At 56.7% G+C, this 25981-nt stretch carries 27 protein-coding genes and 2 riboswitches; of the genes, 18 read left to right on the top strand and 9 right to left on the bottom strand.

Features of this window, described 5'->3' with window-relative positions; all coding sequences use genetic code 11:
• Positions 1-56: 56 nt before the first annotated feature.
• The 5 genes from JD108_RS22350 to JD108_RS13440 all read left to right on the top strand — a co-directional run bounded on the left by JD108_RS22350 (position 57) and on the right by JD108_RS13440 (position 3654).
• Positions 57-137 carry a putative holin-like toxin gene (locus JD108_RS22350; protein ID WP_228728435.1) on the top strand — a complete coding sequence of 27 codons (81 nt, stop codon included), beginning with the start codon at positions 57-59 and terminating at the stop codon, positions 135-137.
• 276 nt (positions 138-413) lie between these two features.
• Positions 414-860: a CBS domain-containing protein gene (locus JD108_RS13455; protein ID WP_198826573.1), complete on the top strand. Its 447-nt coding sequence runs from the start codon at positions 414-416 to the stop codon at positions 858-860.
• A gap of 174 nt (positions 861-1034) precedes the next feature.
• Positions 1035-2084, top strand: a complete 1050-nt coding sequence (locus JD108_RS13450) for a MerR family transcriptional regulator (RefSeq protein ID WP_198826572.1) — start codon at positions 1035-1037, stop codon at positions 2082-2084.
• A gap of 360 nt (positions 2085-2444) precedes the next feature.
• Positions 2445-3158: a thermonuclease family protein gene (locus tag JD108_RS13445; RefSeq protein WP_198826571.1), complete on the top strand. Its 714-nt coding sequence runs from the start codon at positions 2445-2447 to the stop codon at positions 3156-3158.
• A gap of 67 nt (positions 3159-3225) precedes the next feature.
• Positions 3226-3654 carry a hypothetical protein gene (locus JD108_RS13440; protein ID WP_198826570.1) on the top strand — a complete coding sequence of 143 codons (429 nt, stop codon included), beginning with the start codon at positions 3226-3228 and terminating at the stop codon, positions 3652-3654.
• Positions 3655-3741: 87 nt separating this feature from the next.
• On the opposite strand, the gene JD108_RS13435 is transcribed toward JD108_RS13440, so the two are convergent.
• Complete coding sequence (locus JD108_RS13435) at positions 3742-4167, bottom strand: protease complex subunit PrcB family protein (protein WP_198826569.1); 426 nt, start codon at positions 4165-4167, stop codon at positions 3742-3744.
• Between the two features lie 50 nt (positions 4168-4217).
• Between JD108_RS13435 and JD108_RS13430 the strand changes: the two genes are divergently transcribed.
• Complete coding sequence (locus JD108_RS13430; protein ID WP_198826568.1) at positions 4218-6113, top strand: hypothetical protein; 1896 nt, start codon at positions 4218-4220, stop codon at positions 6111-6113.
• A gap of 61 nt (positions 6114-6174) precedes the next feature.
• Positions 6175-6633: a YlbF/YmcA family competence regulator gene (locus tag JD108_RS13425; RefSeq protein WP_198826567.1), complete on the top strand. Its 459-nt coding sequence runs from the start codon at positions 6175-6177 to the stop codon at positions 6631-6633.
• A gap of 12 nt (positions 6634-6645) precedes the next feature.
• Here JD108_RS13425 and JD108_RS13420 read toward each other — a convergent pair whose 3' ends face one another.
• Positions 6646-6963 carry a hypothetical protein gene (locus tag JD108_RS13420; protein ID WP_198826566.1) on the bottom strand — a complete coding sequence of 106 codons (318 nt, stop codon included), beginning with the start codon at positions 6961-6963 and terminating at the stop codon, positions 6646-6648.
• Between the two features lie 72 nt (positions 6964-7035).
• On the opposite strand from JD108_RS13420, the gene JD108_RS13415 reads away from it, so the two are divergent.
• Both JD108_RS13415 and JD108_RS13410 read left to right on the top strand, forming a co-directional pair.
• Positions 7036-7380: a YlbG family protein gene (locus tag JD108_RS13415; protein WP_198826565.1), complete on the top strand. Its 345-nt coding sequence runs from the start codon at positions 7036-7038 to the stop codon at positions 7378-7380.
• Positions 7381-7530: 150 nt separating this feature from the next.
• On the top strand, positions 7531-8295 hold the full coding sequence (locus JD108_RS13410; RefSeq protein WP_198826564.1) for a 5-oxoprolinase subunit PxpA: 765 nt from the start codon (positions 7531-7533) through the stop codon (positions 8293-8295).
• A gap of 37 nt (positions 8296-8332) precedes the next feature.
• On the opposite strand, the gene JD108_RS13405 is transcribed toward JD108_RS13410, so the two are convergent.
• The 3 genes from JD108_RS13405 to modA are packed head-to-tail and all read right to left on the bottom strand — an operon-like array spanning position 8333 to position 10567.
• Entirely contained in the window at positions 8333-9001 is a 669-nt protein-coding gene (locus tag JD108_RS13405) for an ATP-binding cassette domain-containing protein (protein WP_198826563.1), read from the bottom strand.
• Between the two features lie 15 nt (positions 9002-9016).
• Complete coding sequence (modB, locus tag JD108_RS13400; protein WP_198826562.1) at positions 9017-9700, bottom strand: molybdate ABC transporter permease subunit; 684 nt, start codon at positions 9698-9700, stop codon at positions 9017-9019.
• A gap of 33 nt (positions 9701-9733) precedes the next feature.
• Positions 9734-10567, bottom strand: a complete 834-nt coding sequence (gene modA, locus JD108_RS13395; protein WP_228728141.1) for a molybdate ABC transporter substrate-binding protein — start codon at positions 10565-10567, stop codon at positions 9734-9736.
• Positions 10568-10703: 136 nt separating this feature from the next.
• Between modA and JD108_RS13390 the strand changes: the two genes are divergently transcribed.
• The 5 genes from JD108_RS13390 to JD108_RS13370 all read left to right on the top strand — a co-directional run bounded on the left by JD108_RS13390 (position 10704) and on the right by JD108_RS13370 (position 14697).
• Complete coding sequence (locus JD108_RS13390; protein WP_198826561.1) at positions 10704-11672, top strand: helix-turn-helix transcriptional regulator; 969 nt, start codon at positions 10704-10706, stop codon at positions 11670-11672.
• A 122-nt stretch (positions 11673-11794) separates the two neighbouring features.
• Positions 11795-13657 carry a stalk domain-containing protein gene (locus JD108_RS13385; RefSeq protein ID WP_198826560.1) on the top strand — a complete coding sequence of 621 codons (1863 nt, stop codon included), beginning with the start codon at positions 11795-11797 and terminating at the stop codon, positions 13655-13657.
• Positions 13658-13664: 7 nt separating this feature from the next.
• The gene (locus JD108_RS13380) at positions 13665-14189 is read left to right on the top strand and encodes a shikimate kinase (protein WP_198826559.1); all 525 of its coding nucleotides are present in this window, start codon (positions 13665-13667) and stop codon (positions 14187-14189) included.
• A gap of 62 nt (positions 14190-14251) precedes the next feature.
• Complete coding sequence (locus JD108_RS13375; protein ID WP_198826558.1) at positions 14252-14413, top strand: YqzE family protein; 162 nt, start codon at positions 14252-14254, stop codon at positions 14411-14413.
• Positions 14414-14442: 29 nt separating this feature from the next.
• Positions 14443-14697: a YkuS family protein gene (locus tag JD108_RS13370; protein WP_198826557.1), complete on the top strand. Its 255-nt coding sequence runs from the start codon at positions 14443-14445 to the stop codon at positions 14695-14697.
• Positions 14698-14875: 178 nt separating this feature from the next.
• Here the strand turns inward: JD108_RS13370 and JD108_RS13365 are convergent, their stop codons facing one another.
• The 3 genes from JD108_RS13365 to JD108_RS13355 all read right to left on the bottom strand — a co-directional run bounded on the left by JD108_RS13365 (position 14876) and on the right by JD108_RS13355 (position 18844).
• The gene (locus tag JD108_RS13365) at positions 14876-15745 is read right to left on the bottom strand and encodes a hypothetical protein (RefSeq protein ID WP_228728140.1); all 870 of its coding nucleotides are present in this window, start codon (positions 15743-15745) and stop codon (positions 14876-14878) included.
• Between the two features lie 114 nt (positions 15746-15859).
• On the bottom strand, positions 15860-17110 hold the full coding sequence (locus JD108_RS13360; protein WP_198826556.1) for a YqhG family protein: 1251 nt from the start codon (positions 17108-17110) through the stop codon (positions 15860-15862).
• Positions 17111-17140: 30 nt separating this feature from the next.
• On the bottom strand, positions 17141-18844 hold the full coding sequence (locus JD108_RS13355; RefSeq protein ID WP_198826555.1) for a DEAD/DEAH box helicase: 1704 nt from the start codon (positions 18842-18844) through the stop codon (positions 17141-17143).
• Between the two features lie 221 nt (positions 18845-19065).
• Positions 19066-19160: riboswitch (glycine riboswitch) on the top strand.
• Positions 19161-19271: riboswitch (glycine riboswitch) on the top strand.
• Between the two features lie 78 nt (positions 19272-19349).
• Here JD108_RS13355 and gcvT point away from each other — a divergent pair.
• From gcvT to JD108_RS13335, 4 genes are all read left to right on the top strand, one after another.
• Complete coding sequence (gene gcvT, locus JD108_RS13350; RefSeq protein WP_198826554.1) at positions 19350-20453, top strand: glycine cleavage system aminomethyltransferase GcvT; 1104 nt, start codon at positions 19350-19352, stop codon at positions 20451-20453.
• Positions 20454-20494: 41 nt separating this feature from the next.
• Positions 20495-21844: an aminomethyl-transferring glycine dehydrogenase subunit GcvPA gene (gene gcvPA / locus JD108_RS13345; protein WP_198826553.1), complete on the top strand. Its 1350-nt coding sequence runs from the start codon at positions 20495-20497 to the stop codon at positions 21842-21844.
• Positions 21837-23303, top strand: a complete 1467-nt coding sequence (gene gcvPB / locus JD108_RS13340; RefSeq protein WP_198826552.1) for an aminomethyl-transferring glycine dehydrogenase subunit GcvPB — start codon at positions 21837-21839, stop codon at positions 23301-23303. Before gcvPA ends, gcvPB begins: the two co-directional genes overlap by 8 nt.
• A gap of 709 nt (positions 23304-24012) precedes the next feature.
• The gene (locus JD108_RS13335; RefSeq protein WP_198830119.1) at positions 24013-24810 is read left to right on the top strand and encodes a lipoate--protein ligase family protein; all 798 of its coding nucleotides are present in this window, start codon (positions 24013-24015) and stop codon (positions 24808-24810) included.
• A gap of 118 nt (positions 24811-24928) precedes the next feature.
• Here the strand turns inward: JD108_RS13335 and dat are convergent, their stop codons facing one another.
• Entirely contained in the window at positions 24929-25780 is an 852-nt protein-coding gene (dat, locus tag JD108_RS13330; protein WP_198826551.1) for a D-amino-acid transaminase, read from the bottom strand.
• Positions 25781-25981 lie beyond the last annotated feature (201 nt).

The raw sequence follows: 25981 nt of genomic DNA, 5'->3' as shown, positions 1-25981 counted from the left end.
AGGTGCGCTCCCCAAGGTGGTCGGTTCATCCCCGTTTTTGGAAAGGGGGTGATAGCATGACAGTATATGAAGCACTAAGTCTGATGCTAACGTTCGGGACCTTAGTCTTGATGCTGTCAACCAGTAAAAAGAAATAAGACCTCCCCGTAACCTGAAACACCGGGAGGTCTACACCGAGACATGAGAGCCGCCCCCCATTGGGGAACAACTATTGTATATTCTAGACCGTACGGGTGTTGCAGCACCCTGCGGTCTTTTCTTTCATTTGTGCGGCAGTCGCCAGCACCACCTTTCCATCTTACCATAACGCCGCGAATCATTCCTAGTCAGAAAATGGGTAGCGCGTCCAGCGCGCATGAAACCTTTTTGCGGCGGACAAACTACAGTTGTTATCAGCAAAGGAGGAGAGAAAGATGGCAAAAGTCGAAAACCGGACGCTGCGTGAAATCATGACCAAGAACGTAGAAACGGTAACGCTTAAAGATAACGTCTATGAAGTAGCTTGCAAAATGCGCGACTGGAACGTAGGGGTTATCCCCGTGGTAGACGAAAAAGAAGACGTGATCGGGATGATCACAGACCGTGACATCGTCATCCGCGGTCTGGCTGAAAAGCGGGAGGGATCGGCTGCCGTCGAGCAGGTGATGACGCGCGACGTGATCCTCGGCCGCCCGGACATGACCGTCGACGAGGCGGCCAAGATTATGGCCCAGCATCAAATCCGCCGTCTGCCTGTCGTCGAAAACGGGAAATTGGTCGGCATCGTGGCCCTTGGCGACATGGCCGTGCGGCAGGTGCACCACGATGAGGCCTCCGAAGCGCTCTCGCAAATCTCGGAGCCGCTGGGCAACACGCACTAAGAGCGGGAAAAAGCAAGCAGCAACAACCACGGCAGCAATACCCCCGGGAAGGATTTACGTAGACAAAGAGGCTGCACCCTGATGGGACAGCTTCTTTTTTTTTGCGTCTTTACCTTTCCCTAACGTCAAGGTTTACAATAGAAACAGAAGCGGAATCGAGAAAGGAAGAAGGACGTGCTGATCAAAGAGCTGGCAGAACGCTTGCAAATCACCCCAAGGGCCATTCGCTTTTATGAGGAAAAGGGGCTGATCGCCCCGAAAAAAGCAGATCACTCCGGCTATCGCCACTTTTCCGAAGAAGATGTGTGGCGGCTGCAGACGATCATCACCCTGCGCGAAGTGGGCATGCCCATCGAGGATATCCGCGAGATCCTGTCGCGGATCGATCAGGAAGAGGACAGCCTCCTTCATCACCTGGAGATCCAACGCTCCTGCATGTTCGACCAATGGGTCGAGCTCTCCCGGGTGATCCAGACGACGGAGCGGATGATTGAGCGAGTGCAGGAGCGGCGCCATGTCGATCCGGCTTCCCTCTATGAGCTGGCGGAAGCGAACAAGCGGCTGCGGCAAATGAGGAACAGCTGGGTGGACCGCTGGAATTTTAATCAGATCGCAGGTCAGTACGACACATGGGTCAATGAAAAAAAGCGGGGGTTTTACCCGTACGAGGAATACGAATCCATCCTCGAAGCAGTCGTCAAGGCGACGGCTCCGCTCCCTTCGGAACTAGGCCTCGACGCGGGTACCGGGACCGGCAACTTGGCCAAGCGATTTCGCGATGCCGGCATCCGCATGAGTGCCTTTGACCAGTCCTTGCAAATGCTGAAGCAATGCCAGCGAAAAAATCCCGGGATGGAGACAAAATTGGGCACCTTTTTCGCTTTTCCCTATCTGGACAGCCGCTTTGACTTCGTGGCGACCAGCCTCGCGCTCCACCACTTGACCGACGAACAGAAAACACTGGCATTGGCGGAGTGCAAGCGGGTGCTCAAGGCGGGCGGGAGGCTGGTCATCGCCGATTCCATGTTTGAGGATGAGGAAAAGCGGGCCGCCCATTTGCAATCGCTCCGCCTGGCTGGCCGCCTGGAGGCGGTCGCGGAAATCGAGGATGAATACTACGCGGACCGCTCCAGGCTGATCGGCGACCTGGAAGCATTGGGGTTTCAGGTAGAAGCGAAGCAGCTGACCACCTATGTCCATCTGCTCGTCGCGCGGCTGAGATGATGGGCGGCTGCCGAGTACAAGGTTCCCTCTCCCCCTGAACTTTTGGGCTTATCCAGACTGACACCCAGATTGTCGGCTGCATAGGCTGTAACGAGAAGGAAAGGGGGACTCCACTATGGGGTTGTTCGATAATTTTTTTGACCGGGAAAATGATGAGCTGCTGTGGATCATCATCGTCGTAGTGGTGCTGCTGTTCTTGTTTAACAGTGACCGAGATTAATTCCCCAGCCTGTCTGGATCGCGAAAAACGACCTTTAGCACCGGGTCGTTTTTGTTTGTTCCGGCATCAGGCGATTGACCCGCCTTGCCGCTTCGGATACGCTGGTATACAGCTAGCGGGAAAAAGGAGATGGCAGAACCATGAGAAGTCTACTGGGTTGGCTCCTGGCGCTGGCCTTTGTGCTGAGCGCTTGCGGCGATGCCGGGGAGCCGGCGGCAAACGGAGAGATAAAAGCGACCGTCACGCGTGTCGTCGACGGCGACACATTTGAAATTTCCACGGGGGAGAAAGTGCGGATGATCGGGATCGACACGCCGGAGACCGTCAAGCCGAATCACCCTGTTGAGACTTACGGCAAGGAAGCGAGCAACTTTACCAAACAATTGCTGACGGGACAGGAAGTGCGCCTCGTCTTTGACGTAGAGCCTCATGACCGGTATAAACGGCTTCTGGCGTACGTCTATTTGCCGGATGGCACTTTCGTCAATGAAAAGCTGGTACGCGAAGGCTACGCCCGGATCATGACGATCCCGCCCAACGTTGCCTATGCCGATCTCTTTTTAGAGGCGGAGCGGGACGCGCGCAAGCACAACCGGGGACTGTGGGGAGCGGAACCGTCCGCCGACGCGGGGGAGCCGGAGGGAGGCGAGGAGCCGTCCACAGCGACGCCGTCCGATTCCTCCCGAGAGGATGCGCCCCCTCCGGGCAAGCCCATTAAAGGAAATATTAATGCCAAAGGGGAAAAAATCTATCACATGCCGGGCACTTCGCATTATGAACGGACGAAGGCGGAGCTCTGGTTTGCGACGGAAGAGGAAGCCCAGGCTGCCGGATTTCGCCCGCCCAAACGCTAGCGGGGAGAATGAAGCAGGACGCGTTGGGGAAAAATGGGGATGATTGTCTGAGAAAAGGAGTGTCCCCATGAAAGAGAGAATCACGCAACGTCTGGTCTACCGTCTCCTGCTGGTGCTGGGTCTGGTCGCATGCCTGGAGTTGGCGTTTTCAGCCTTCCGCCATGTGGAAACCGGAGGCGCCGGCCAGGCAGCGGATGAAAGCCGCCCAGCCCCAACGCTGGAGGTAAGCCACCATCTGGAAAAGAACGAGCTTCATCTGCAGCTGAAGGTGACGAGCTTTGCTTTTTCCGTGGAGAATATGGGCAAAGATAACCGCTTTGGCGAAGGGCATGTGCATATTTACGTAGATGGGAAAAAGATCGCCAAAGCCTTCGAGGAGACGTACGTGGTCAAAGACCTGCCCAGCGGCAAGCATGACATCGTCGTCGAGCTGGCTCATAATAACCACGATTCATACGGAATCAAACAGGAATTCAGCGTGAATGTGAAGCCGTAAGCAGCTTCTTTTTGCGGCATTCAGAAGGAAAGCAAAAAAGCCGACTTCCGGCACCTGCGCTGGATCGTCGGCTTTTCTTATTTCTTTTTAGCGGAACACAACATTGATCTGTGCCTGGCTGTCTGGAACAGTCACGACGAGTGTCGGGAAGCTGATTACCTGCGTCTTCATCGCTCCGGCGGCAGGCTTTTGCTCTCGGACGTGAATGACGTAGCCGTGCGTTCCCTTCCGTTCGATCCGCTCAGCGATCAACCGGTATCCGCCTGTCGGACGCTGGCCGGCCCCGATCACGACGTAGGTCTGTTTGTCCGCGCGTACGATAGTATGTCCTCCCGCTTTCCGAACGGAGCGAAGCGCATCCTGAACAGCAGGAGGGTAGGAAGAAGCTGCCGGCTGCAGCGCTTCTCCAACTTCCACAGCCGCGTTCGGGCTGGTAGGATGATCTATAGAGAAAGGCTGACCTGTCCATGCGAGAGAGGCAGCCAAAAGCAAACTGTACCATGCGTGCAACATTGTCATCCCTCCATAAGAGTGGGTTGTTTAGTGTAAGTGAGGTGAAAGGCGTGCGTATCCATCAAGGTATCGAATATTTATCCCAAAACACGAGGCAGTCGATCCTGGGCGAGCATGCCAGACGATTGGGTCTAGATGACAAACGTGATGTGGCAGAAAGGTTGACCGATCCGCTCGTAATCGAGAGCTATTGGCATCGCGCAGATGAGAACGAACGGGAAGTCATTCGCCTTTTCGTCACCTCCGCCGCGCGAGGATTTCTGCGAAAAAAAGAATGGGAAAAATGGGTGCAGCGAAAAGGCCGTCTGCTGACAGCAGGCCTGAACAAGCTGCGCCGTCTTGGTATGATCCTCACCGTCCGCAAAATGTGGGGAGAGGTGGGCTACCAGATGCCGCGGGAAGTGAGAGAAGGCTTCACCCTCTGCCTGATAAAAGACAGGGAGCCAACTGCACCACCTGCGGAAACGCTCCCTTATTATATAACAGCAGGCAGAGGGATACATCTGGATCTTATTGGGCTTTTTGTCTATTTGCGGGGCGGGGACGTGCCGATTACGCAAAAAGGGCAGATCCATCGTCGGATTCTCCTGAAATTGGCACCGCTTCTGTCCATTTCCGATGCGCATGTCAGCGGATGGGCGGAGGCGGCTCTGCCTGATTCGCCGAAAGAGGGCATCGCGCTGACGGTCGTCCTAGATCTGGCCGTCCGTCTCGGCCTGATTCGCATGCGGGGCAGGCAGCTCGTCCTGAATCGCACTCGCCTGGAGGAATGGCTGCAAGCTGCGCCCGAACAGAGATGGGATGATTTGTACGATTTGCTCGCCGAAGAATACCTTCCCCATGACAGTTGGTGGGATGGTCTGGCGACGCGGATGAAGACCGCGGAGCCGGAGCGGTGGAACAGCCTCGCAGAAGAGCTGCGAGCATTGGCAGAAGCCGGATTCGAGCTTCCGGAGGATGCGGCGGACCTTGCGGTGAACGGGTGGCTCCATCTGCTGCTGGGCTTTGGCTGGATCCAGATGGGGCAGGATACGGCGGGCGGCTTGTATTGGCGCTGGAGCAGCCTGCCTCGCCTGGCGCAGACAGAGGGCTGGTTTATCGATCCCGCCGGCACGGTGACAATTCCGCCGCTGGTGCCGCTTGCGGCGATCTGGCAGCTTAGTCGATTTTGTCCGCTTGATTTTCACGGCGACTTTCTCTCGGGCACGCTGCAGCCAAAACCGCTGCAGGCCTACTTGTCGGCGGGCGGGACAGAAGAGGAAGCGATCAGGCTTTTGCAGCGCTATTGCCATCATCCCGTACCCGAGCCGCTCGTGCAAATGATTCGGCAATGGGGACGAGAGACGCGCCAAATTCAGCTCGAACCGTTTATCCGCGTCCGCGTGGCTCATCCCGGCTTATTGGCGGAGCTCAGGGACCTGATTCCTTTTCAGCCTTATTTGTCCATGATCATCGCTCCGACCGATTTTCTCATTTCGCCGAGTCAGGAGAAAGAGGTAGTGGCGCTCTTTCGCAAATTCGGCTATGAGCCCCACCAGCCTCAGCCGATGATCGGCGAGCCGCAAGCAGAGGAGCCCCAGGCTGCGGGATATAAGGACGGATTGTTCACCATCGCTCGTCCCTGGGACGGGTACGCGGTCGAAAACACCTTTCCCGATCAGCTGGACGGCATGCGGGAACTCTCGGCGTTGCCCAAAATGTGGACGCAGCATTTTCAATCCTACCATCCCCAGACCATGCGGACCTTGCTGCAGCGCGCAGCCGAACTGGGGCTGGAGATACAGGCGGAGCTCGCGGACCGGGCAGTGAGGGCCGGCGTACCGCGTGAGGTGGCAGTCGACATGGGCTACTGGTATGTTTCCCTGGAGCAGGGGAAGAAAAAGCAGCGGTATCGGCTGGACGAGATTCAGCGAGTGCGCATCGTCCTCCCTGAATCTCTGTACTAGCCTGTTTGCTTCGTGGTACAATAAAAGGCGATCCGTAAAAAACAAACAGGAGGTCTCGCTGATGGAAGCATTGAAAACAGTGGATATGGCTGAGCTCATACTGCATTCGCATGAGCTGTCCACGATGATCAACCAGTCCCGCGAGGTCTCGGCTTATATACACGCCAAGCAGTGCATGGAGAGGGACGAAGAGGCACAGCGCCTGCTCGCCCAGTTTGAACGGAAAAAAGAACAGTACGAGGATGTGCAGCGCTTCGGGAAATACCATCCCGACTACGAGAAAATCTCTACGGAGATTCGTCAGCTCAAGCGCTCCATCGAAATGCTGGACTCTGTGCAAGCCTTTAAGCGGGCGGAGGATGCCCTCGACCAGCTCCTGTACGAAGTGAGCCGCACCATCGCGGATTCGGTGTCAAACAGTATCAAGGTGCCCAGCAACAACCCGTTTCTGGAAGCGAAAAGCAGCGGTTGCGGCGGCGGCGGAAGCTGCGGCTGCAGTGTGAAAAAGCGCTCCTCGTAGCCGGGATTGCACCTAGGATCGAAACAGAAAGCAATCTTCGCACAGATTGCCGCAGCAGAACTTCTTGTCCTCCGGGATGCGGAAGCGAAAGCGGTACACCTGATCAGTACCCGATGACCGCACGAAGATGCATTCCGGCCGGGCGACAGTTCCTTGCGTCATCCGCTCTCCCGCTTCCGTCAGGCAAATGCCGAGCTCCGGAGGCGGGAGAGGGCTGTTTACATAGAGGAAGCGCTGGCCGGCATACTCGCGCCAGGCAGCCTCGGTGATGACTCCTTCTTCCCGCAGGTGTATAATCAGTTGATGATACCATTGATCAAGCAGCCTCATGTGGGCGATCATCTCCATATACTTTTCGTTGCAAACAGTTTACCACGATCGAAAGGGGCAGGATGACTGGTTATGAGAGAAAGACGTTTGGGTCTTGCCGTATGGGTGAAAAATACCCGTGCCGCTAAAAATTTACGCAAATTCGGAACCATTCATTACGTCTCCAAACGCTTAAACTACGTCTCGATGTACGTCGATGCCGCTCAGATCGACGAAACCATTCGGGTGTTGGAGCGGCTCCACTTCGTCACCAGGATCGAGCGCTCCCATCGTCACGAAATTCCGATTGAATACAATAATGCGAAGCCGGATAAGGCAAAGGAATACGATTACAAACAGGAGAAGCACCAGCTCATGGCGCTCGCTGATTCCCTGATCGGGGAGAACGAACTGCAACCAGCGGGAAGCCCTCAATGATACCGGATGCAAGCTGCCCGATTCAGGCAGCTTTTTTCCTTTTCCTGCTAATCGGTTACATGGTATGCTAAAAGGAATGAAATACAGCGGCTATGCCGATGATTGCGTTTTCAAAAATAGGATAGAGAGAAATGGAAGGGGCGGTGCGTGATGATACATCTCGATATTAACTGTGACCTGGCGGAGGGCTATGGCCGCGGAAGAAGAGGCGAAGACTTGGGCATCATGAAGTGGATCACCTCCGTCAACATTGCCTGCGGCCTTCATGCCGGAGACCCCCATATCATTTGCCGGACGGTTGAAGCGGCGCTTCGGCACGGGGTGAAGATTGGCGCGCATCCCGGCTACCCGGACGTCCACGGTTTTGGGCGCCGCTCGATGAACCTGACTGTCCGTGAAGTATATGAGCTCATCTTGTACCAGGTGTCAGCCTTGTCCGGCGTGACCCGCGCGTTGGGTGGAGAGCTGCATCACGTGAAGCTGCACGGGGCTTTGTACAACGAAGCGGCAGAACGGCCGGAACTGGCAGAGGCGGTAGCACGGGCGATTTCCGACATCGATGACGAGCTGATCGTCTACGCCCTCTCCGGCAGCGCTTTGGTGGAAGCCGGATTGGAGTATGGCCTGCAGGTAGCGGAAGAGGTTTTTGCGGACCGCGCCTATCTGCCGAACGGACGCCTGGCCCCTCGCGAGCTGGAGGGCAGCGTGCTGATCAGCAAGGAGGAACAGATGGAGCAGACCAGACAGTTGGTGCTGAAGCAAAAGGTCAAGACTGTTGACGGCACGAGCATTGCCTTGGCCGCCGATACCCTCTGCGTTCATTGCGAAAGTCCCGATGTCCTCCAATTTCTCATCGAATTGCACCGCTGGGCGAAGCAGAATGATATCCAGCTGCAAGCCATCGCACCGCGATAATCGAGCAGGCGAAAAAAGCCATGCCGCTCCCTGTGTCTTACGGCGCAGGGGAGAGGGCATGGCTTTTTTTATGTTGCAGGGGGAGGCACCAGGCCCCATTCTCGCTAGTCAGCACCAGGTCGCCGAGGCGCTCCGCTTCGTCCTGGTCATGGGTGACGAGCAAGATGGGGATCCGCCATTTTTCGTGGATGCGCAGCAGCTCATCCTGACACTGACGCCGGGTCTGGGCATCGAGGGCGGAGAGCGGCTCGTCGAGCAGCAGGATGGACGGCTCCGTGGCCAGCGCCCGGACCAAGGCTGCCCGTTGTTTTTGTCCGCCCGACAATTGATGCGGATATTTGGAGAGCAGATGATCGATTCCTACTGTTTGCAGCAGCTCGGGCAGGTTTACCTGAGCGTGCCGCTTCATCCCGTAGCGGATGTTTTGTTCCACTGTCATATGGGGAAAAAGGGCGTACTCCTGAAAAACGTACCCGACTCCCCGGTTTTGCGGGGGCAGCTTATACGGCCGCTCGCCGTCAAAAAAGACCTGGCTGGACAGGCGGATGGACCCGTCGTCGGGGTGTGTCAGACCGGCGATGCAGTTGAGAATCGTCGTCTTTCCCGAGCCGGAGGGACCGAACAGGACGGCGATCTCCTCCCCGACGGAAAAGCGGGCGGTCAATGTAAATTCCGGCAGGCTTTTCGTAAAATCTACATGAAGCATGTCTGCGTTCTCTCCTCATTTTTTGTAGGCGTAGCGGCGCAGATGGCGGCGGCTCCACCAGTTGAGCCAGACGGTCGTGCACAATCCCAGCGCGACGATCACGATGACCCAGAACATTGCTTTGTCCATTTGACCCGCCTCTACCGCGAAGTAGATCGCGACGGGTATAGTGTCCGTTTTGCCCGGGATGTACCCGGCCAGCATCAAGGTCGCTCCAAACTCGCCGAGCCCTCTGGCGAAAGAGAGGACGAGCCCCGCCAAAAGTCCGGGCCAGGCGAGCGGAAACGAAACCGTCCAAAAGAGGCGCCACTCGGATGCCCCCATCGTTCGCGCCGCATCCTCCAGGCGGCGGTCTATGCTCGAAAACGCCGCCTGAGCGCTCTGATACATCAGCGGAAAGGAGACGACGACCGACGCGATGACAGCACCTGTCAGCGTGAACACGATCTGCAGACCAAAGACATCCGAGAGCCACTTGCCGAGGAATCCGTTTTTGCCAAAGGCGAGCAGCAGGCCAAAACCGACTACCGTCGGCGGGAGTACGAGCGGCAGCAAAAGCAGGGATTCCACCATGTTTTTCCCCCAGAACTCCTTTTGCGTCAAAAATCTCGCCATCACCAGCCCGCTTAAAAAGACGACAGCCGTGGAGATGAGCGCCACTTTCAAAGACAGGGCCAGGGGAGTTAGATTTGAGTCCACGTACCATCCATCTCCTTTCCTCCCGCGCAGGGCTTAGTGAAAACCGTATTTTTTCAAAATCTCCCGGCCCTCCTCGCTGGACAGAGACGCGAGGAAATCCCTGGCCAACTGGGCGCGGGGTGAGCCTTGGATCACGGCTCCCGGATAGACGATCGGCTGGTGCCACTCCGGATTTGCCGCGGCTGCGACCTGTACCCGATCGGAGCTGGCTGCGTCGCTGCTGTAGACGATTCCCGCTTCGGCATTTCCCGATTCCACAAACGTGAGCACCTGACGCACGTCGCTGGCGAACACCATTTTTTCAGACAGCGGCTCCCACAGCTGCAGATGTTCCAGCGTCTCTTTTGCATAGCGTCCGGCCGGGACACTGTCAGGCTGGCCCACCGCGATATGCTGCACAGCGCCGGCTTGCAAGTCCTCAAAGGAGGATACCGGCACTAAGCGATCCTTGCTGATGACGAGGACCAACTGATTTCGGGCAAAATCGATGCGGCTCTCTTTTTCGATCAATTGTTTCTCATCCAGCTTGTCCATATCTTTTTTGCCGGCTGAGAGGAAGAGATCAGAGGGTGCTCCCTGCTCGATCTGGGTAGCCAGCTTTCCGGAGCTGCCCAGGACATAGGTGACGGTTACGCCCGGATGGTTCTTTTCAAAGAGCGGTTTTAGCTCTTGCAAAGCATCGGTGAGGCTGGCTGCGGCCGAGACCATCAATTCCGCCTGGTCTTGAGCAGGGGGAGTGCCGGCCCCGGCAGACGGCGTGGACGACGGTGCCGACGGTGTCGACGGGGCGGAACAGCCGGCGAGTGCCAGGATGAACATGGCGAGCAAAAAGGAAAACAAATTCGTTTTGGTCAAAGAAATAGCCAAGAAACGCTCCCTCCAATCTTATATGTAGATATAACTAGTTATAATTGATTATAATTAGATTATAGGGAATTGATCCAAGAATCAATTGCGAAATGAAAAATGGTCCGATTTCGCATGAATCCGGGAGGCAGAATGCATGCAAGAGAACTCCTATACGACCGAAGAAATCGCCAAGCTGCTGAAAATCTCCAAATTGACGGTCTATGATCTCATCAAAAAAGGAGAACTCCCCGCTTATCGGGTGGGCAGACAAATGAGAGTGGACGCTTCTGATCTGGAAGCGTACAAGGCTCGTGCCAAGGGGGCGCACCGGGGGACTGCCGCAGCGTATTCGCCGGCGGCAATGCCCGTACAGGCAGCGACGTTAGTGCCAGTCTCCGCCGCCCGCAGCACACAGCGTCAATCAGTCATCATCAGCGGGCAGGATGTCAGTCTCGATCTGCTGGCGGATCACCTGGGCAAGCGGATGGACAGCGCCCGTCCGCTTCGCTCCTACGTGGGCAGCATCAACAGCCTCTGGGCGATGTACAGAGGCGAGGCCGACATCGTCAGCACGCATTTGTTTGACGGGGACACGGGCACGTATAACATCCCTTATGTCCGGCATATTCTGGTCGGCCATCGTTTTCTGGTGGTCCACCTGCTCTCTCGCTGGGCCGGTTTTTACGTGCAGCCGGGCAATCCTCTGGGACTTGCGGCGTGGGAGGATTTTCGCCGGCCCGGCGTCCGCATGGTCAACCGCGAAAAAGGCTCCGGTGCTCGCACTTTGGTCGAAGAGCAGTTCCGCCTGCATGGCATAAAAGGCGGTGATGTGGCCGGATACGGGCGGGAGGAGGGCAATCACCTCTCGGTGGCGGGGGCAATCGCTCGCGGCGAGGCGGATATCGGGGTCGGCATCGAAAAAGCGGCTCACCTCGTCGGAGTCGAATTCTTGCCGATGATCGAGGAGCGCTACGATCTCGTCTTGCTCAAGACGGGGGAAAACCGGGCGTGGATTGAGCAGGTGCTGAAGATCCTGCGTTCCCCCGAATTCCGCAATGACCTGTCCGCGCTCGGCGGCTACAACCTGACCGATACGGGAAAAGTGGTTTACGAAACCTGGTAAAGGGGCCCGTCCCTCTGCAGGAATCTACAAGGTTCTGCAAATTTCTACTAAGTCTTACCGTTCTTTGATACAATGGGAGAGAAAAATGCGAACGCTTGTCGCTCAGGCAGTTGGGGGCTGGCATGAAAGATTTGAAAAAAACAAGCTTGTTGATCTGTTTTGCTATTTTGGTTCCTTTCTTGTCCGTAGGCGTCGTCTTGAATTGGCCGGTGATCTCTTCCTGGATCTCCAGCTGGGACGAGCCCGCCGTGAGCAAGCCGGAAGCGGGGGTGGATCCGTTTTCATACGATCCGCCGCTCCCATCTCTGGTGAAAGACTTGCATCCGGTGTACAAGATACAGGCAGAATTACATACGTCAGAAGCGAAAATCAAAGGCAGTGTCACCGTCGAATTCGACAATCCGGGAACAGCGGATATCCGCCTTTACGTATACGATTATTTGTGGAGCCCGATGACGATCAAGTCGATCCGCTACGGGGAGCAGTCGCTGCCTTTTTCCAGGCGGATGGCGGTCGTTGGGCTCGACAATCCGTTTGGCGGGGAAAAACGGGGGACACTGACGATTCAGTTCGAGAATCCGGTTCCGCGCCGGGGAACTCGTTTTGGGGTGAAGGATGACATCTGGACCTTAACCACCTGGTATCCGATGCTCGGAGCCCAGGATCAGCGCGGGCAGTGGTACGAACCCCCGCAGCGCGTCGACTTTGGCGATCCCTTTGTCTACCATTACGGGGATTACGACATCTCTTTCGTCTCTCCCCAAGGCTACACCTGGGTGAGCACGGTCGGATTGGGCGAATCCAAAGCGGTGGAAGGAAACCGGCAGGTCGTCCATTACAACGGGAAGCGGCTGCTTAATTTTGCGCTCGTCGGCAGTCCGCTGTATCAGGTGGAGACCGTCACCTTCGCGCCCAACTTGACGGTCGACATCGCCTCGATTGACAAACGAAACATCGCCCGGATCAAAACCATCGCTGAGGCCGTCATCCCTGTGTACACGGAATGGTACGGGCCGCTTCCGTATCCGCGCGTGGCGATCGCCGAGACGAGCACGGGTACGACCTATGCGATGGAATACGCCAACATGGCCATTTTCAAAAGAGACATGCACGCAAACAGTATGATTGATCACTGGCTGCCGCACGAGATCGCCCATCTCTGGTGGTACAACAGCATTGCTACACTGGAGGCCCGCTATGGCTGGCTCGATGAGGGACTGGTGGAGCGGAGCGTCGTTCATTACAAGCTGGCGCGCCACGGACAGCAGCAGGCTGACAGTCTTCTCGCCGAGTACAGGCGGGACGTCGAGCGGCTGGCGGAGCGCTATCCGTACGGCAAGCTGGGCAAAGAGCTGCACCAGTTTGCGACGCAAGAGGAGTTCCATTGGACCTGGTATTCCCGCGGGGCGCTGCTGTATGAGAATTTGCGGCAAAAGATCGGTGACGACGCCTATAAGCGCTTCCTGCAGCGTGTGCAGCGTACGTATCACGGCAGCCTGATCGGACCGGAACATCTGGACCAGGCGCTGGGACAAGTCCTGCAAGGCAAAGCCCGCTATTTTACGACCAATCACGAGCAGATGAACAGGGAGGGATTTGCGCCGATTACGCTGATCCCGTATGTGACGACCGTGATCAACGGGGCCGGCTACTATCCGGAAATCCCTTCCCGCATCCTCGACCAGACGGTCTATCTGCCGCTCCGCGAAGTGGCGGAAAAGCTGGGCTACCGGGTTCATTGGTCCGCCGAAAAGAGTGCAATCGAGGTTAGCGGCTATGGCCGTACTTTTTGGCTCCAGGAGAGAAGCAACTATGCCGAGTCGGACGGGGGAAGAATCGATTTTGGCAAGCCGCTGCAGGAGGTCGAGGGCCGCACGCTGGCGCCGAGCAGCTTCTTCGAGCAGGTGCTGGGCAGCGAGCTGCATTGGGACGAGAAGAACCGTATCTTAAAACTGCAATTCCAACCGCAAAGGATAAAGGGGTAAGACTGGGATGAAAAACAATCTGATTCTCGTCGGCTTCATGGGGACGGGCAAAACGACAGTAGGAGCAGCATTAGCCGCAGAATTGGGCATGCGTCACCGGGATTTGGACGAGACCATAGTGAACCGGGCGGGATCGACCATCCCCGCGATCTTTGCAGAAAAAGGGGAGGCTTTTTTTCGCGATCTGGAGTCCGAGCTGCTTGCCGAACTCCTCGGGGAGGAAGGCCAAGTGCTGACGACGGGCGGTGGCGCCGTGCTCCGCAAGGAAAATGTGGCCTGCATGCTCGCAGGCGGGACGGTCATTGCCCTGTCGGCCGCGGAGGAGGAGCTGATCCGCAGGCTGGAGTCCGATCAGCAGCGCCCCCTGCTCGCCGGCGGCGTGGCGGAGCGCGTCAGGACGCTGCTGAAAGAGCGGAAGGATGCCTATTCCTTCGCGCCCGTCCAGGTGGATACGACCGGCAAAACAGTGGGGGAGATCGTCGCCGAAATCCGCCAGGCAGTGGTTGAAAAGGGCGGTTTCAGGGGAGACTAGGAGTGGAAACGCTCATCGATTCTCATACGGAGCGATCCGCGCGTGCGAAGGAGGGACGTGCGATGTCGTTTCAGGAATACCTCAAGTATCTGACGCGTCTGTTTGTGGACTACGTGGAAACACCCAAATCACAGCGGCGGCAAAACAAGTCTCCCCGTGAGTCCTGGTCTGCCCGCTGGTTCGGAGCCATTCCGATGTCGATCAAATTGCTCAGGCGCAAATAACACATCACGGATGCAGACGGAGGGAACCCATGGCGAGAGTAGCTGTAGAAGGAAATCTGACGCAGATCTCCCAGATGCTTCGGGACAATGGATACCAGGTAGTCGAGCTGGGAAACTGGCAAAATCCGGTCGATGCGGTCGTGATTACCGGACAGGACGTCAATGTCTTGAGTGATCAGAGCAAGACGATCACCGGCGCGCCTGTCATCAACGCAAACGGGATGACCGCACAGGAAGTGTTTCATGCTGTCCACGTCAGGCTGAGCCCGACCAGACATCACTAGCATGCCTGCATGCAGCTGCTGGCAAATCCGGTGGTAAGCGGTTCGGTGCTATAAAAAGCTCTCTGCGAACGAAATTGCGCGGAGAGCTTTTTCATTGTGAGGAAAAGCGAATGGTTCTTCAAGCAAGAAGCGTCATGTAATGGGCATATGGTCTTTTCTTGTGATCTGCCCTCCGAGTCTATTGGCTGTGAAATTTCCCCACTTTTTGCACATAGGCATACGGAAGAAAGCGAAGGCCTTCGTCCCAGACGCCCACATAGGGCTTGTGATGATTCCACACATGCAGGGAACCCACGGAAAAGGGCGAGAGCACCTCGGAGTGGTACAGCCGAACGGCCACCGTCATCTTGTCGGTATCCCGCTGCCACAGATCCTCCCAGGAAAGGCGGGGCGATTCCTCGGCCGCCCGGACCAGAGGTACAAACCAGCTAATGTCGTCAAACGGATGGGTCTCTTCAGAACGGACGATCCGGGTCGCGGTGAGCTGTTGTCCGGGAACAGCCAGATCCTGTTCCCGGAGCGAGCTCATGACCGGCTCCTCTGCCTGTGTCGTGCTGAGATAGCGCTCGCCGGTTTTGGCATCAATGACCTGCTTTCCATGTTGCGGGAGGCTGACCAGCCAGTGGGAGGCAAATCCGTCGTAGACAGGCTCGGCGGCTATCTCGCGCGGCGCGAAAGTGTCGTCAAACAGGATGTATTCGCCCAGCCCGTACTCCAGGAGGACAAATTGGGGCGGAGCGGCAGCAGTATCCGTAGGCATCACCTCGCCGATCACCATATACCCGACCTGTTTGGAACCGCGTGACAGGCTGATCAGCCACTGGTGCTGATTGGTTCCGAGTGTCTGCACCTCAATCTGAGCGTCGCGCCACTCTTTAAACTGCGGATCCTGCGCGACGATGGTATTTTTCCACTCACCGACTTGTGTCCGGAAGCGTTCATCCCATCCTGCCTCCTCGGCAGACGCAGAGGGCTGGATGGGAACAGCAAGCGCCATAGCGAAAAGAAACGCGAAAAGCGATCGGGCCATAGAGACTTTTCCGCTCAAAATGAAGCACCACCTTTTGATAAAACAGCTCTCTATGGTACCTATTGTAACCAGAGCGAGGAAAAAGATTTGTTGGTTATTGTCCCTCGCCGTTCGTATTTTCTCGCTGTGCTTTTACAATTTTCGCCGGGAGGGGAGCGCCATGGCGGAGGCGGGATCGGATTGCAGGTAAAAGAGCCCGCCGTTGATGAACTGGACGGCGATTCGCGGTTCGTATTGCCAGCGCATCTCGTCCATTCGACGCTGTTTTTCCTCCCCAGGGGTACTGGCTTTCCACTCGTCTAGCTGGATTTTTTCCTTCGGCGTTTCCTGAAAGCTGTTGGCCTGCAGGAAATCGAGAATTTTACCGCCCGATGAAAGATGCTCCTCCAGTGTGGGGAGCGGGGGCTCGTCCCTGGCCGCTCCCATCGGCGGGGGAGGTCCCCAGGCAGGAGGCTGGGGCTCTTCAACTGGCTTTGCCTCGCGCTGCCCCCTTGGCTGCTCTGCCTGCTGTCCCTGCGGCTGCTCTGCCTGCTGTCCCTGCGGCTGCTCTGCCTGCTGTCCCTGCGGCTGCTCTGCTTGCTGCCCCTGCGGCTTCTCCAACTGCAACTCCTGCTCCTCCGACATCTCCTCCGACCGCTCCGCCAGAGGGGACGCTTCGTGCTGTTCAGTAGATTCCCCGGCCTCGCGCGCCTCCAGCTCCCGGTAGTAGTCCTCCAGGATTTGCAGCTCTTCCTCCAGCCGCTGCCGGGCCTCTTCCGCCCAGCGCTGATCCTCTTGCGCCAGGATGCGATGAATTTCCGCTTCCATCATCGCAAATGCCTCCGGGATTGTCATGCGCCGGTCCAGGGTGTAGTGGTAGTCGGGGATGGCGGGAGCCAACGGACGCTCCAGCAAAAAGGGATAAAACTCCCGGACAAGCTGCGGCTGGTGTAAATTCACCCCGAAATGAAGGATCAAGTCACGCTTTTTGTCGCATATAAATGAGATCTTCCAGTTCACCCCGAGCCAGGGCACGAGCGGGGCCGAACGGCGCGAGAGGGGACGCGTCTGCCCTGGGGGCTGCGTCTCGTACATGCAGACAAAGCTGCCGTGCTTCCGCGTGGATTGGAATATTTGCTGAAGCCGGGCCGCTCCCAGATGGAGATGCTCCACTCTGCGGTCGCTCGGCATGCGATCCGGATGGAAACAAAACGTGAGGACCATCGGCTGATAGGGCAGGTTCATCTTCTCTACCCAGCTCCAGTAGAAGGGGCGGTTGCCGATGTCTTTGTCCACTTCGACCGGCAGTTTGACGGTCAGGAAATCGGGATGGGTTTCTACGATATGGGAGGAGAAGGCGGCCAGGTATTTTTCCACATACTCGCGCACTTGCATTTGGTTCATTGATCCGTCCCTCCTGTCACCCTCGGGTGTTTATTTGTCCGCTGCTTCCGGCAGGGGTGAGCGGGTCTGCTTCGCCATCCGCATCGCGCGGATCGCTTGCCCCATGTTGTCCAGCTTCAGGGCCATCTCCCGCTCGGAGCGGGAGTCCATGATGATGGAGATCAGATTCTCTTCGAGAGACTGCGACAAATGGAGCCGCTCGACGATGTCATCCAGCTCGCCGATCACCATCTCAAACAAATCGATTTTCTCATAGAGCAGCTGCAAGATATGCTCCTCGATCGTCCCGATAGTGGAGAGATTGTAGATGTGCACATCCCGCTGCTGGCCGAGGCGATGGACGCGGCCGATCCGCTGCTCGACCCGCATCGGATTCCAGGGCATGTCGTAATTGATCACGCGGTTGCAGAATTGCAGGTTGATCCCCTCGCCGCCCGCTTCCGTCGCGATCAGCACCTGGGCCCGGTTCTGGAACAGGTCGGTCATCCAGTCTTTTTTGCTGCGTTTGAATCCGCCGCGAAAAGGGACGGAGGTGATGCCGTGATCGTGCAGGTATTTCTGCAGGTAGTTCTGGGTCGCGCGATACTCGGTGAAGATAATGACCTTGTCGTCGATTTCCTTGATCAGCTCGACGGTTTTGGCCGCCTTGGAATGCGTCTCGATGCGCTTGATCATCTCTACCAGATCCATGATCACGGGGCGGACAGGAGAGTCCTCCGCGGCGCGCTGGTACATATTGTAGAGCGTGAGAAAAGCCGCTTCCCTGCTGGAGCAGACCTCCCGCTGCAGCGTGATCAGCGCGAGCGAGTTGTAACCGCCGGAGCCGGTCTGATACTGCTCCTTGACGAAGCGGGTGACACCCTCGTATAGAGCGGATTCTTCCGGCGAGAGCTCGATCGGGATCGACTGCACATGGCGGGCGGTGAAATGGACCCCGCCGTCGCTTCGCCGGTTGCGAATCATCACTTTTTCCAGTTCGCCCTTCAGCTGCTCGTTGTTTTTCGCCTGCCGCTTACCCTCCACATAGGTGGTGGCGAAATTGGAGGTATGTCCGAGATGGCCCGGCTTGAGCAGATTGATCAGATTGTACAGCTCGTCCATTTCATTCTGAATCGGCGTGGCCGTCAGGAGCAGACAGTATTTTTTGCGGATCTCCTTGACGAACTGGTAGTTGCGCGTTTTTTTGTTTTTCAGCTTGTGCGCCTCGTCGATAATCAGCATGTCGTAGTCGATATCCAGGACATGCCGTCTGTGCGGATCGCGTTTGGCCGTGTCGATGGAGGCGACGACGACATCGTACTGCCGCCACATGTATTCTTTTTTCTGGGCGACGGCCGGGATGCCGAATTTCTGATTCAATTCCTTGGTCCACTGGATAACCAGCGAGGCCGGCACCAGGATGAGAATTTTTTTGGCCAATCCGCGGATCATGTACTCTTTTAAGATCAATCCGGCTTCGATGGTTTTCCCCAGCCCGACCTCGTCGGCCAGGATGGCCCGGCCGCGCATCTCGTTTAAGACGCGCTCTGCGGTTTGCAGTTGGTGCGGATAGGGTTTGAGCGTGGGCAGATACTGCAGGCATTGCAGCTGGTCAAACTCGCGGATCGCCATCGCTTCCTCCGCTTCCAGCGTCAGCTGAAAAAGGTCCCATTTGTCCCAGGGACCGTCCTGTTTGAGCCGCTCCTGTAACAAATCCATCCAATCAGTCTCGAAGGAAACGGGAATGTTCGGCACAACATCACATCCAATTCATGTATTTCCCAATGTAATGGGTATACAAAATAAAAGAACGAACATTGCTTCTTTTTTATAAAAAATTTGTTAGTGATTTTGTAAGTTGAAAGGCAATTTGCATATTTTCAAGAGCCGACTCTCATGGTAGGATAGAGAGGAGTTCATTCCATTAGTATGGAATGGTAAGGAAAAGATTATGTATGACCCAGTATCCATCGCGAATGATAGTAGCAGGGAGAGACTGCCGAGCGGGGCAGCGCCGAAGGAGCAAGCCAGTCATGGTGAATCTCTCAGGCAAAAGTACCTCTACTGGACGCATCTCTGGAGAGAGCCCGGCTGCGGGCCACCAAAGGGGAAACTTGCTGGCGGAGCGACAGGCTCCCATGCAGCGAGGCAACTCTCAGGTACCAAGGACAGAGGAGGAGAAATGGGCGCCTTTCTTTTGGCGTTCCCATTTCTCTTGTTTTGTCCTTTTTTGTTGTATAAAAATCAGGAGGTGCCAGGTATGACGACATTGAAGCGCACGCCGCTGTTCCCGGTCTATGAAAAATACGGGGCGAAGACGATCGACTTCGGCGGCTGGGACTTGCCCGTGCAGTTTTCCGGAATCGGGCAGGAGCACGAGGCGGTGCGGACAAAGGCAGGATTGTTTGACGTATCCCACATGGGAGAAGTCGAGGTAAAGGGAGAGAAGGCTTTTCTCTACCTGCAGCAGATGACCACCAACGACCTGTCCAAACTGGAAGTGGGGCAAGCCCAGTACAGTGTCTTTTGCTACCCGGATGGCGGGACAGTGGACGATCTGCTCATCTACAAATACGCCGATGACCACTATCTGCTGGTGATCAACGCAGGCAATACAGACAAGGACTTTGCCTGGATGCAGGAGCACCTGATTGACGGCGTGCAGATCGAAAACATCTCCCCACAGACAGCGCAGCTGGCGATTCAGGGACCGCTCGCCGAATCGATCTTGCAAAAGCTGACCGATACCGATCTCTCCGCCATTGGCTTCTTCCGCTTTCAGCGCGATGTGCAGATTGACGGGATTTCCTGCCTCGTCTCCCGCACGGGCTATACAGGAGAAGACGGCTTTGAAATTTATCTCGATCACGACAAGGCGATCCAGCTGTGGGACAGACTGCTGGAGGTCGGCCAGGCGGACGGTCTGGTGCCGTGCGGACTGGGGGCTCGCGACACCCTCCGGTTTGAGGCGAAGCTGCCGCTCTACGGCCAAGAGCTGAGCCAGGATATTTCGCCAATCGAGGCGGGCATCGGCTTTGCGGTGAAGGTAGACAAAGACGTGCCGTTTATCGGCCAGGAGGCTTTGAAGGCGCAGAAGGAAAACGGCGCCCCGCGCAAGCTGGTCGGCATCGAAATGATCGACCGCGGCATTCCGCGCAGTCATTACCCGGTATTCATCGGGGACGAACAGATCGGGGAAGTCACCACCGGCACGCAGTCGCCCACGCTGAAGAAAAACGTGGGGCTGGCACTGATCAAAGCGGAGCATGCGGCGGTCGGCACAGAGCTGGACGTGGAAATCCGCGGCAAGAGACTCAAAGCGGTCATCGTGCCTACGCCGTTTTACAAGCGTCCCAAACAATAAATCGTTTTGACCAGATCCTATATACAAGGAGGACAACATTCGTGAAATACCGTTACCTGCCTCAAACCGACCAGGATAAACGCGAGATGTTGGACACCCTGGGCATCTCCCGGGTGGAAGAGTTGTTTGCTGATATTCCCGAAGAGGTTCGCTTCAAAGGCGCCCTGCAGATTCCAGAAGCGCTGTCCGAGCCGGAATTGGTCAAGTATTTTTCCGGCCTTGCGGGCAAAAACGCCAACTTCAGCACCCATGTCAACTTTTTGGGAGCCGGCGTCTACCAGCACCATATCCCCAGCGTCGTCAATCATATGCTGCTCCGCGGGGAGTTCTTTACCGCTTATACGCCGTATCAGCCGGAGATCAGCCAAGGCGAGCTGCAGGCGATTTTTGAGTTCCAGACCATGGTATGCGAAATGACCGGCATGGAAGTAGCCAACTCCTCCATGTACGACGGCGCTACCTCCCTGGCAGAAGCGGCGATGATGGCGGCCGGCCACACGGGCAAGAAAAAGGTGGTCGTCTCCCGCTCGGTGCATCCAGAAGCGCGAAATGTCCTCCAAACCTACGCGTACGGCCAAGGCGTGGAAGTGGTCGAAGTTGATATGGCCGGCAGCGTGACCGATACAGCCGCGCTGGATCAACTGGTCGACGAACAGACGGCAGCCGTTATCGTTCAATACCCGAACTTCCTCGGCCAAGTGGAAGACTTGACCGCGATCGAGCCCATTGTTCACGGAAAAGGAGCGCTTTTGGTTGTCTCGTCCAACCCGCTCTCGCTCGGCGTCCTGGAGGCACCTGGCAAGCTGGGTGCGGACATCGTGGTGGGTGACATGCAGCCATTCGGGATCTTCGCATCCTTCGGCGGACCGCACTGTGGATACTTTGCCACCACAGCCAAGCTGATGCGCAAAATGCCGGGCCGCATCGTCGGACAGACCAAGGACGAAGACGGCAAACGCGGCTTCGTTCTGACGCTGCAAGCACGCGAGCAGCACATCCGCCGCGAGAAGGCGACGTCCAACATCTGCTCCAACCAGGCTCTGCTGGCGCTTGCCGCCTCCATCGCCATGTCCTCCTACGGCAAACAAGGCGTGCAGGAGCTGGCTATGCTCAACCTGCAAAAAGCGCACTACGCCAAGCAAGCATTGGCGGCCAAAGGGTTTGAGATCGCAGGCAGCGCGCCTACCTTCAATGAGTTTGCCGTGAAATTGAACAAACCGGTAGCAGACGTAAACAAAGCCCTGCTGGCGAAAGGCATTATCGGCGGCTACGATCTGGGTCTGGACTATCCGGAATTTGCCGGCTACATGCTGCTGGCTGTAACCGAATTGAGAACCAAAGAAGAGATCGATACACTGGCGGAGGAATTGGAGGCGATCAACCGTGCATAACAACAAAGAAAAAGCACTGATCTTTGAACTTAGCAAGCCCGGTCGCGTAGGCTACAATCTTCCGGCGCTGGATGTGCCCGAAGTAAATATTGCGGAGCTGTTGCCAAAGCACCTGATTCGTGAGACACCTGCCGAACTGCCGGAAGTATCCGAGCTCCAGCTGGTGCGTCACTACACCGAGCTGTCCCGCAGAAACCACGGGATTGACAACGGTTTTTATCCGCTTGGCTCCTGCACGATGAAATACAACCCGAAAATCAACGAAGACGTCGCACGCTACGCGGGCTTCGCGCAGACGCACCCGTACCAGGCGGAAGAATCCGTCCAGGGCGCTCTGGAGCTGCTCTACAATCTACAGGAAGAACTGGCTGAAATCACCGGGATGGACGCCGTGACTCTGCAGCCGGCAGCAGGGGCTGCCGGCGAGTGGACCGGACTTCTGATGATTCGCAAATACCACGAGAGCCGCGGCGATCACGGCCGCACCAAGGTAATCGTGCCGAACTCCGCGCACGGAACCAACCCGGCCTCCGCAGCGGTAGCCGGACTGGACACGATCACGATTCCTTCCGACGAGCGCGGACTGGTCGACATCGAGGCGCTGCGCCAGGCGGTCGGACCGGATACCGCCGCTCTGATGCTGACCAACCCGAATACGCTGGGTCTGTTCGAAGAGGATATCGTCGAGATGGCCAAAATCGTCCACGATGCAGGCGGCCTGCTCTACTACGACGGAGCCAATGCCAACGCGATCCTGGGAATCGCGCGTCCGGGCGACATGGGCTTTGACGTCGTTCACCTCAATCTGCACAAGACGTTTACCGGCCCGCACGGCGGCGGCGGCCCTGGTGCAGGCCCAGTCGGGGTGAAAAAGATCCTGGAGCCGTTCATGCCTGCGCCGATCGTCGGAAAAAAAGCAGACGGCACCTACTATTGGGACAACGACCGTCCGCAATCCATCGGACGCGTCAAAGGCTACCACGGCAACTTCGGCATCCTCGTTCGCGCGTATGCCTACATCCGCTCCATGGGACCGGAAGGCCTCTTGCAGGTCTCGCAAAATGCGGTGCTGAGCGCCAACTACATGATGCGCAAACTGGCGAGCGCCTACGAGCTGCCGTATGACCGCGTCTGCAAGCATGAATTCGTCCTCTCCGGGGTGCGCCAGAAGAAGCTGGGCGTCCGCACGCTGGACATCGCGAAGCGCCTGCTCGACTTCGGCTACCATCCGCCGACGATCTACTTCCCGCTGATCGTCGATGAGTGCCTGATGATCGAACCGACGGAGACCGAGTCCAAGGAAACGCTGGATGAGTTTATCGACATCATGCTGCAAATCGCGCGTGAATGTGAAGAAAATCCGGAAATCGTCCAGGAAGCGCCGCACACCACTGTCGTCAGACGTCTGGATGAAGCGACTGCTGCACGCAAACCGGTTCTTCGCTATCAGCCGGAATAAGAGGGGAAAGCTGCCGAGTTTGTTCGGCAGCTTTTTTCTTCCTTGTGGTGAAATCGGGGCCGCGGCGAGAAGAAGCATGTTTCCCTGCTCCGCTCCGGGATCCGCCCCCAGGGAAGCGAATCGCCCCTCCGCTGGGCAGGGCTCCACAGTCGCTCCGCAGGGAAACACGCTTCTTCACAAACCGAGGCTCTCAAAAAGATGTAGAACGTCATTTCAAAAGGTGAATGGAAAGAGAAGTACTGGTAAAAGCAGACGGATGAGATCCAAGCCTATCAGGGATCTGCTATCCATCAGCTAGCTTCCTGGCCGTACAAAGTCAGGTGGAAGCAGCATATTCGGGGAAGAATCATGTTTCCCTGCGGGCGACTGTGAAGCCTGACTCAGCATAACAACGTTTGGCGGGAATCAGGGACGCAACCCTGGGATGACCTCGGAGCGACTCTGCTTTTGCGGACCCCCGCCAAACGTTGTGGAGCGGACAGTGAATCATCCCGGCAAGGCGGAGCCCGGAGCCAAGCAGGGAAACATGATTCTTCTCGCTACGGTCCCGTTGCGCGGACCTCAGCCGGGTCAGAGACCAACGGTCTGTGTTCTGCACCTAGGAAGCGGCACATCTGTTGCCCTAGGATCGTTCGGAGAAGTACAATGGAGTTTGGTGAGGAGGGGTAGCGAAGTGACAGAACAATGGCGATTTATCGTGACCGAGGGCATGTCCCCGGCAATGAATATGGCAGTGGATGAGGCCATCCTTCAGCTGCACAGCGAAGGGAAGACGCCTCCGACCGTCCGTTTTTATACCTGGAACCCGGCTACGCTGTCGATCGGGTACTTTCAAAAAGCAACCAAAGAGATCGACCTTGCGCTGGTGCAGGAAAAAGGAATCGGCTTCGTGCGGCGGGCGACGGGCGGACGAGCCGTCCTGCATGACCAGGAGTTGACCTACAGCGTCGTCGTCTCGGAGGAACATCCCAAAATGCCGTCCAGCGTGACCGAAGCCTACAAGGTGATCAGCATGGGGCTGCTGCACGGCTTTCAGAATCTGGGACTTGCGGCGGAGATGGTCTCGCTCGCATCCGAGGAAGAGAAAGAAAAGTACAGCTCCCCCGGTTCTTCCGCGTGCTTTGACTCGCCCTCCTGGCATGAGCTGGTGGTCGAGGGCAAGAAAGTGGCGGGAAGCGCGCAGACGCGGCAAAAGGGCGTCATTTTGCAGCACGGCTCCATCCTGCTTGACATGGATGTGGAGCTGTTGTTCTCGCTCTTGCAATTCTCTTCGGAAAGGCTCAAGGAGCGGATGATGGAGAGCTTCCGGCAAAAAGCGGTGACCATCAACCAGGTTAGCAGCCGCCCTGTTCAGCTTCCCGAGGCTATGGATGCTTTTCGCAGAGGGTTTGCGAGCGGACTGGGCGTGGAGTTGGTCGACAGCGAGCTGACGGCTGAGGAAAAGGCGCTGGCCGAGGAGCTGGCCGTTGGGCGGTACGCCACGGACGAGTGGAATTTTCGCCGCTGACGCCATCGCTTCGCATGAATGTCTATCAAAGAAAGAAGCTCTCTTGGCGGAAATGCAGCCGAGAGAGCTTCTTTGGTGTTCCTATAATCGATTCGGTCGTCAGGATCGGAGAAGGGCCCTAGACGGTTACGCTGCGGGTAATGCGTTCTTCAAACAACTGCTGCAGCTTTTGCACGACCGGCCCCACGCTTCCGCCGCCAACAGGCTGGCCGTCGATGGAGATGATGGGCATCACTTCTACAGTCGTTCCGGTGCCGAACACCTCGTCCGCCTGCATCATAAAATCAACCGTAAACGGCTCCTCATGCACGGTAAATCCATTCGCTTTGGCCAGTTCGATCACATCCAGCCGGGTGATTCCATTGAGAATCAGGTGATTGGCTGGATGGGTGTACAGTTCGTTGTCCTTGACCATGAAAAGATTGGCCGCGCTGCACTCTGTCACGGTGCCGTTGCGGTGCAGAATCGACTCCTGCGCTCCGGCTTCCTTGGCGTACTGCTTTACGAGAACGGCTCCCAGAAGGTTCAGGGTTTTGATGTCGCAGCGAAGCCAGCGGATATCTTCGATGACTTTTGCGGTCATACCTTTTTTCATATCGGCGAGCGGACGCTCTTTGCGGCGTACAAAGCCCATGATGACAGGACGAATGCCGCTCGGAATATCATGGACGCGCGGAGCGACACCGCGAGTCACCTGCAGATACAAGGTGGCGTCGTCTTCAGACGTGATGTTGTTTCGGGCCATCAGTTCATCGGCGATCCGAGACAGCTCCTCCGCAGTCCAGGGCATGTCCAGCTTGATTTCGCGAGCACTTCTCAACAGTCTCGTCAGATGTCCTTCCCACTGATACATCTTCCCTTTGTAGATGCGAACTACCTCGTAAATCCCATCTCCAAAATTGTAGCCGCGGTCTTCCGGATGTACGGAAAGCTGGTCAGCTTCCACCCATTTGCCATCCACGTAAAGCATGTAAATCCTCCTTCTCCGATTACACGAGTAGAATGTCTGATTTCGTTTGCGCTTGTCGCAAGCAAGCGTCCCACCCTCATCTCCGAACATCTGTCATGTCGAAGAGTGATGGTCTGCATCAACCTTAACAAATACGCGGTCAAGGGTCAATTTGAAAAATGGAAGCGGCGAAAACTTGTCTCGCGGACGGGGGAGATGCTG

Origin of the sequence: Brevibacillus composti, from assembly GCF_016406105.1 — a bacterium.
GTDB lineage: Bacteria > Bacillota > Bacilli > Brevibacillales > Brevibacillaceae > Brevibacillus > Brevibacillus composti.
The sequence above is the reverse complement of the archived record's forward strand: the minus strand, read 5'-3'. Positions and strand labels throughout refer to the sequence as shown.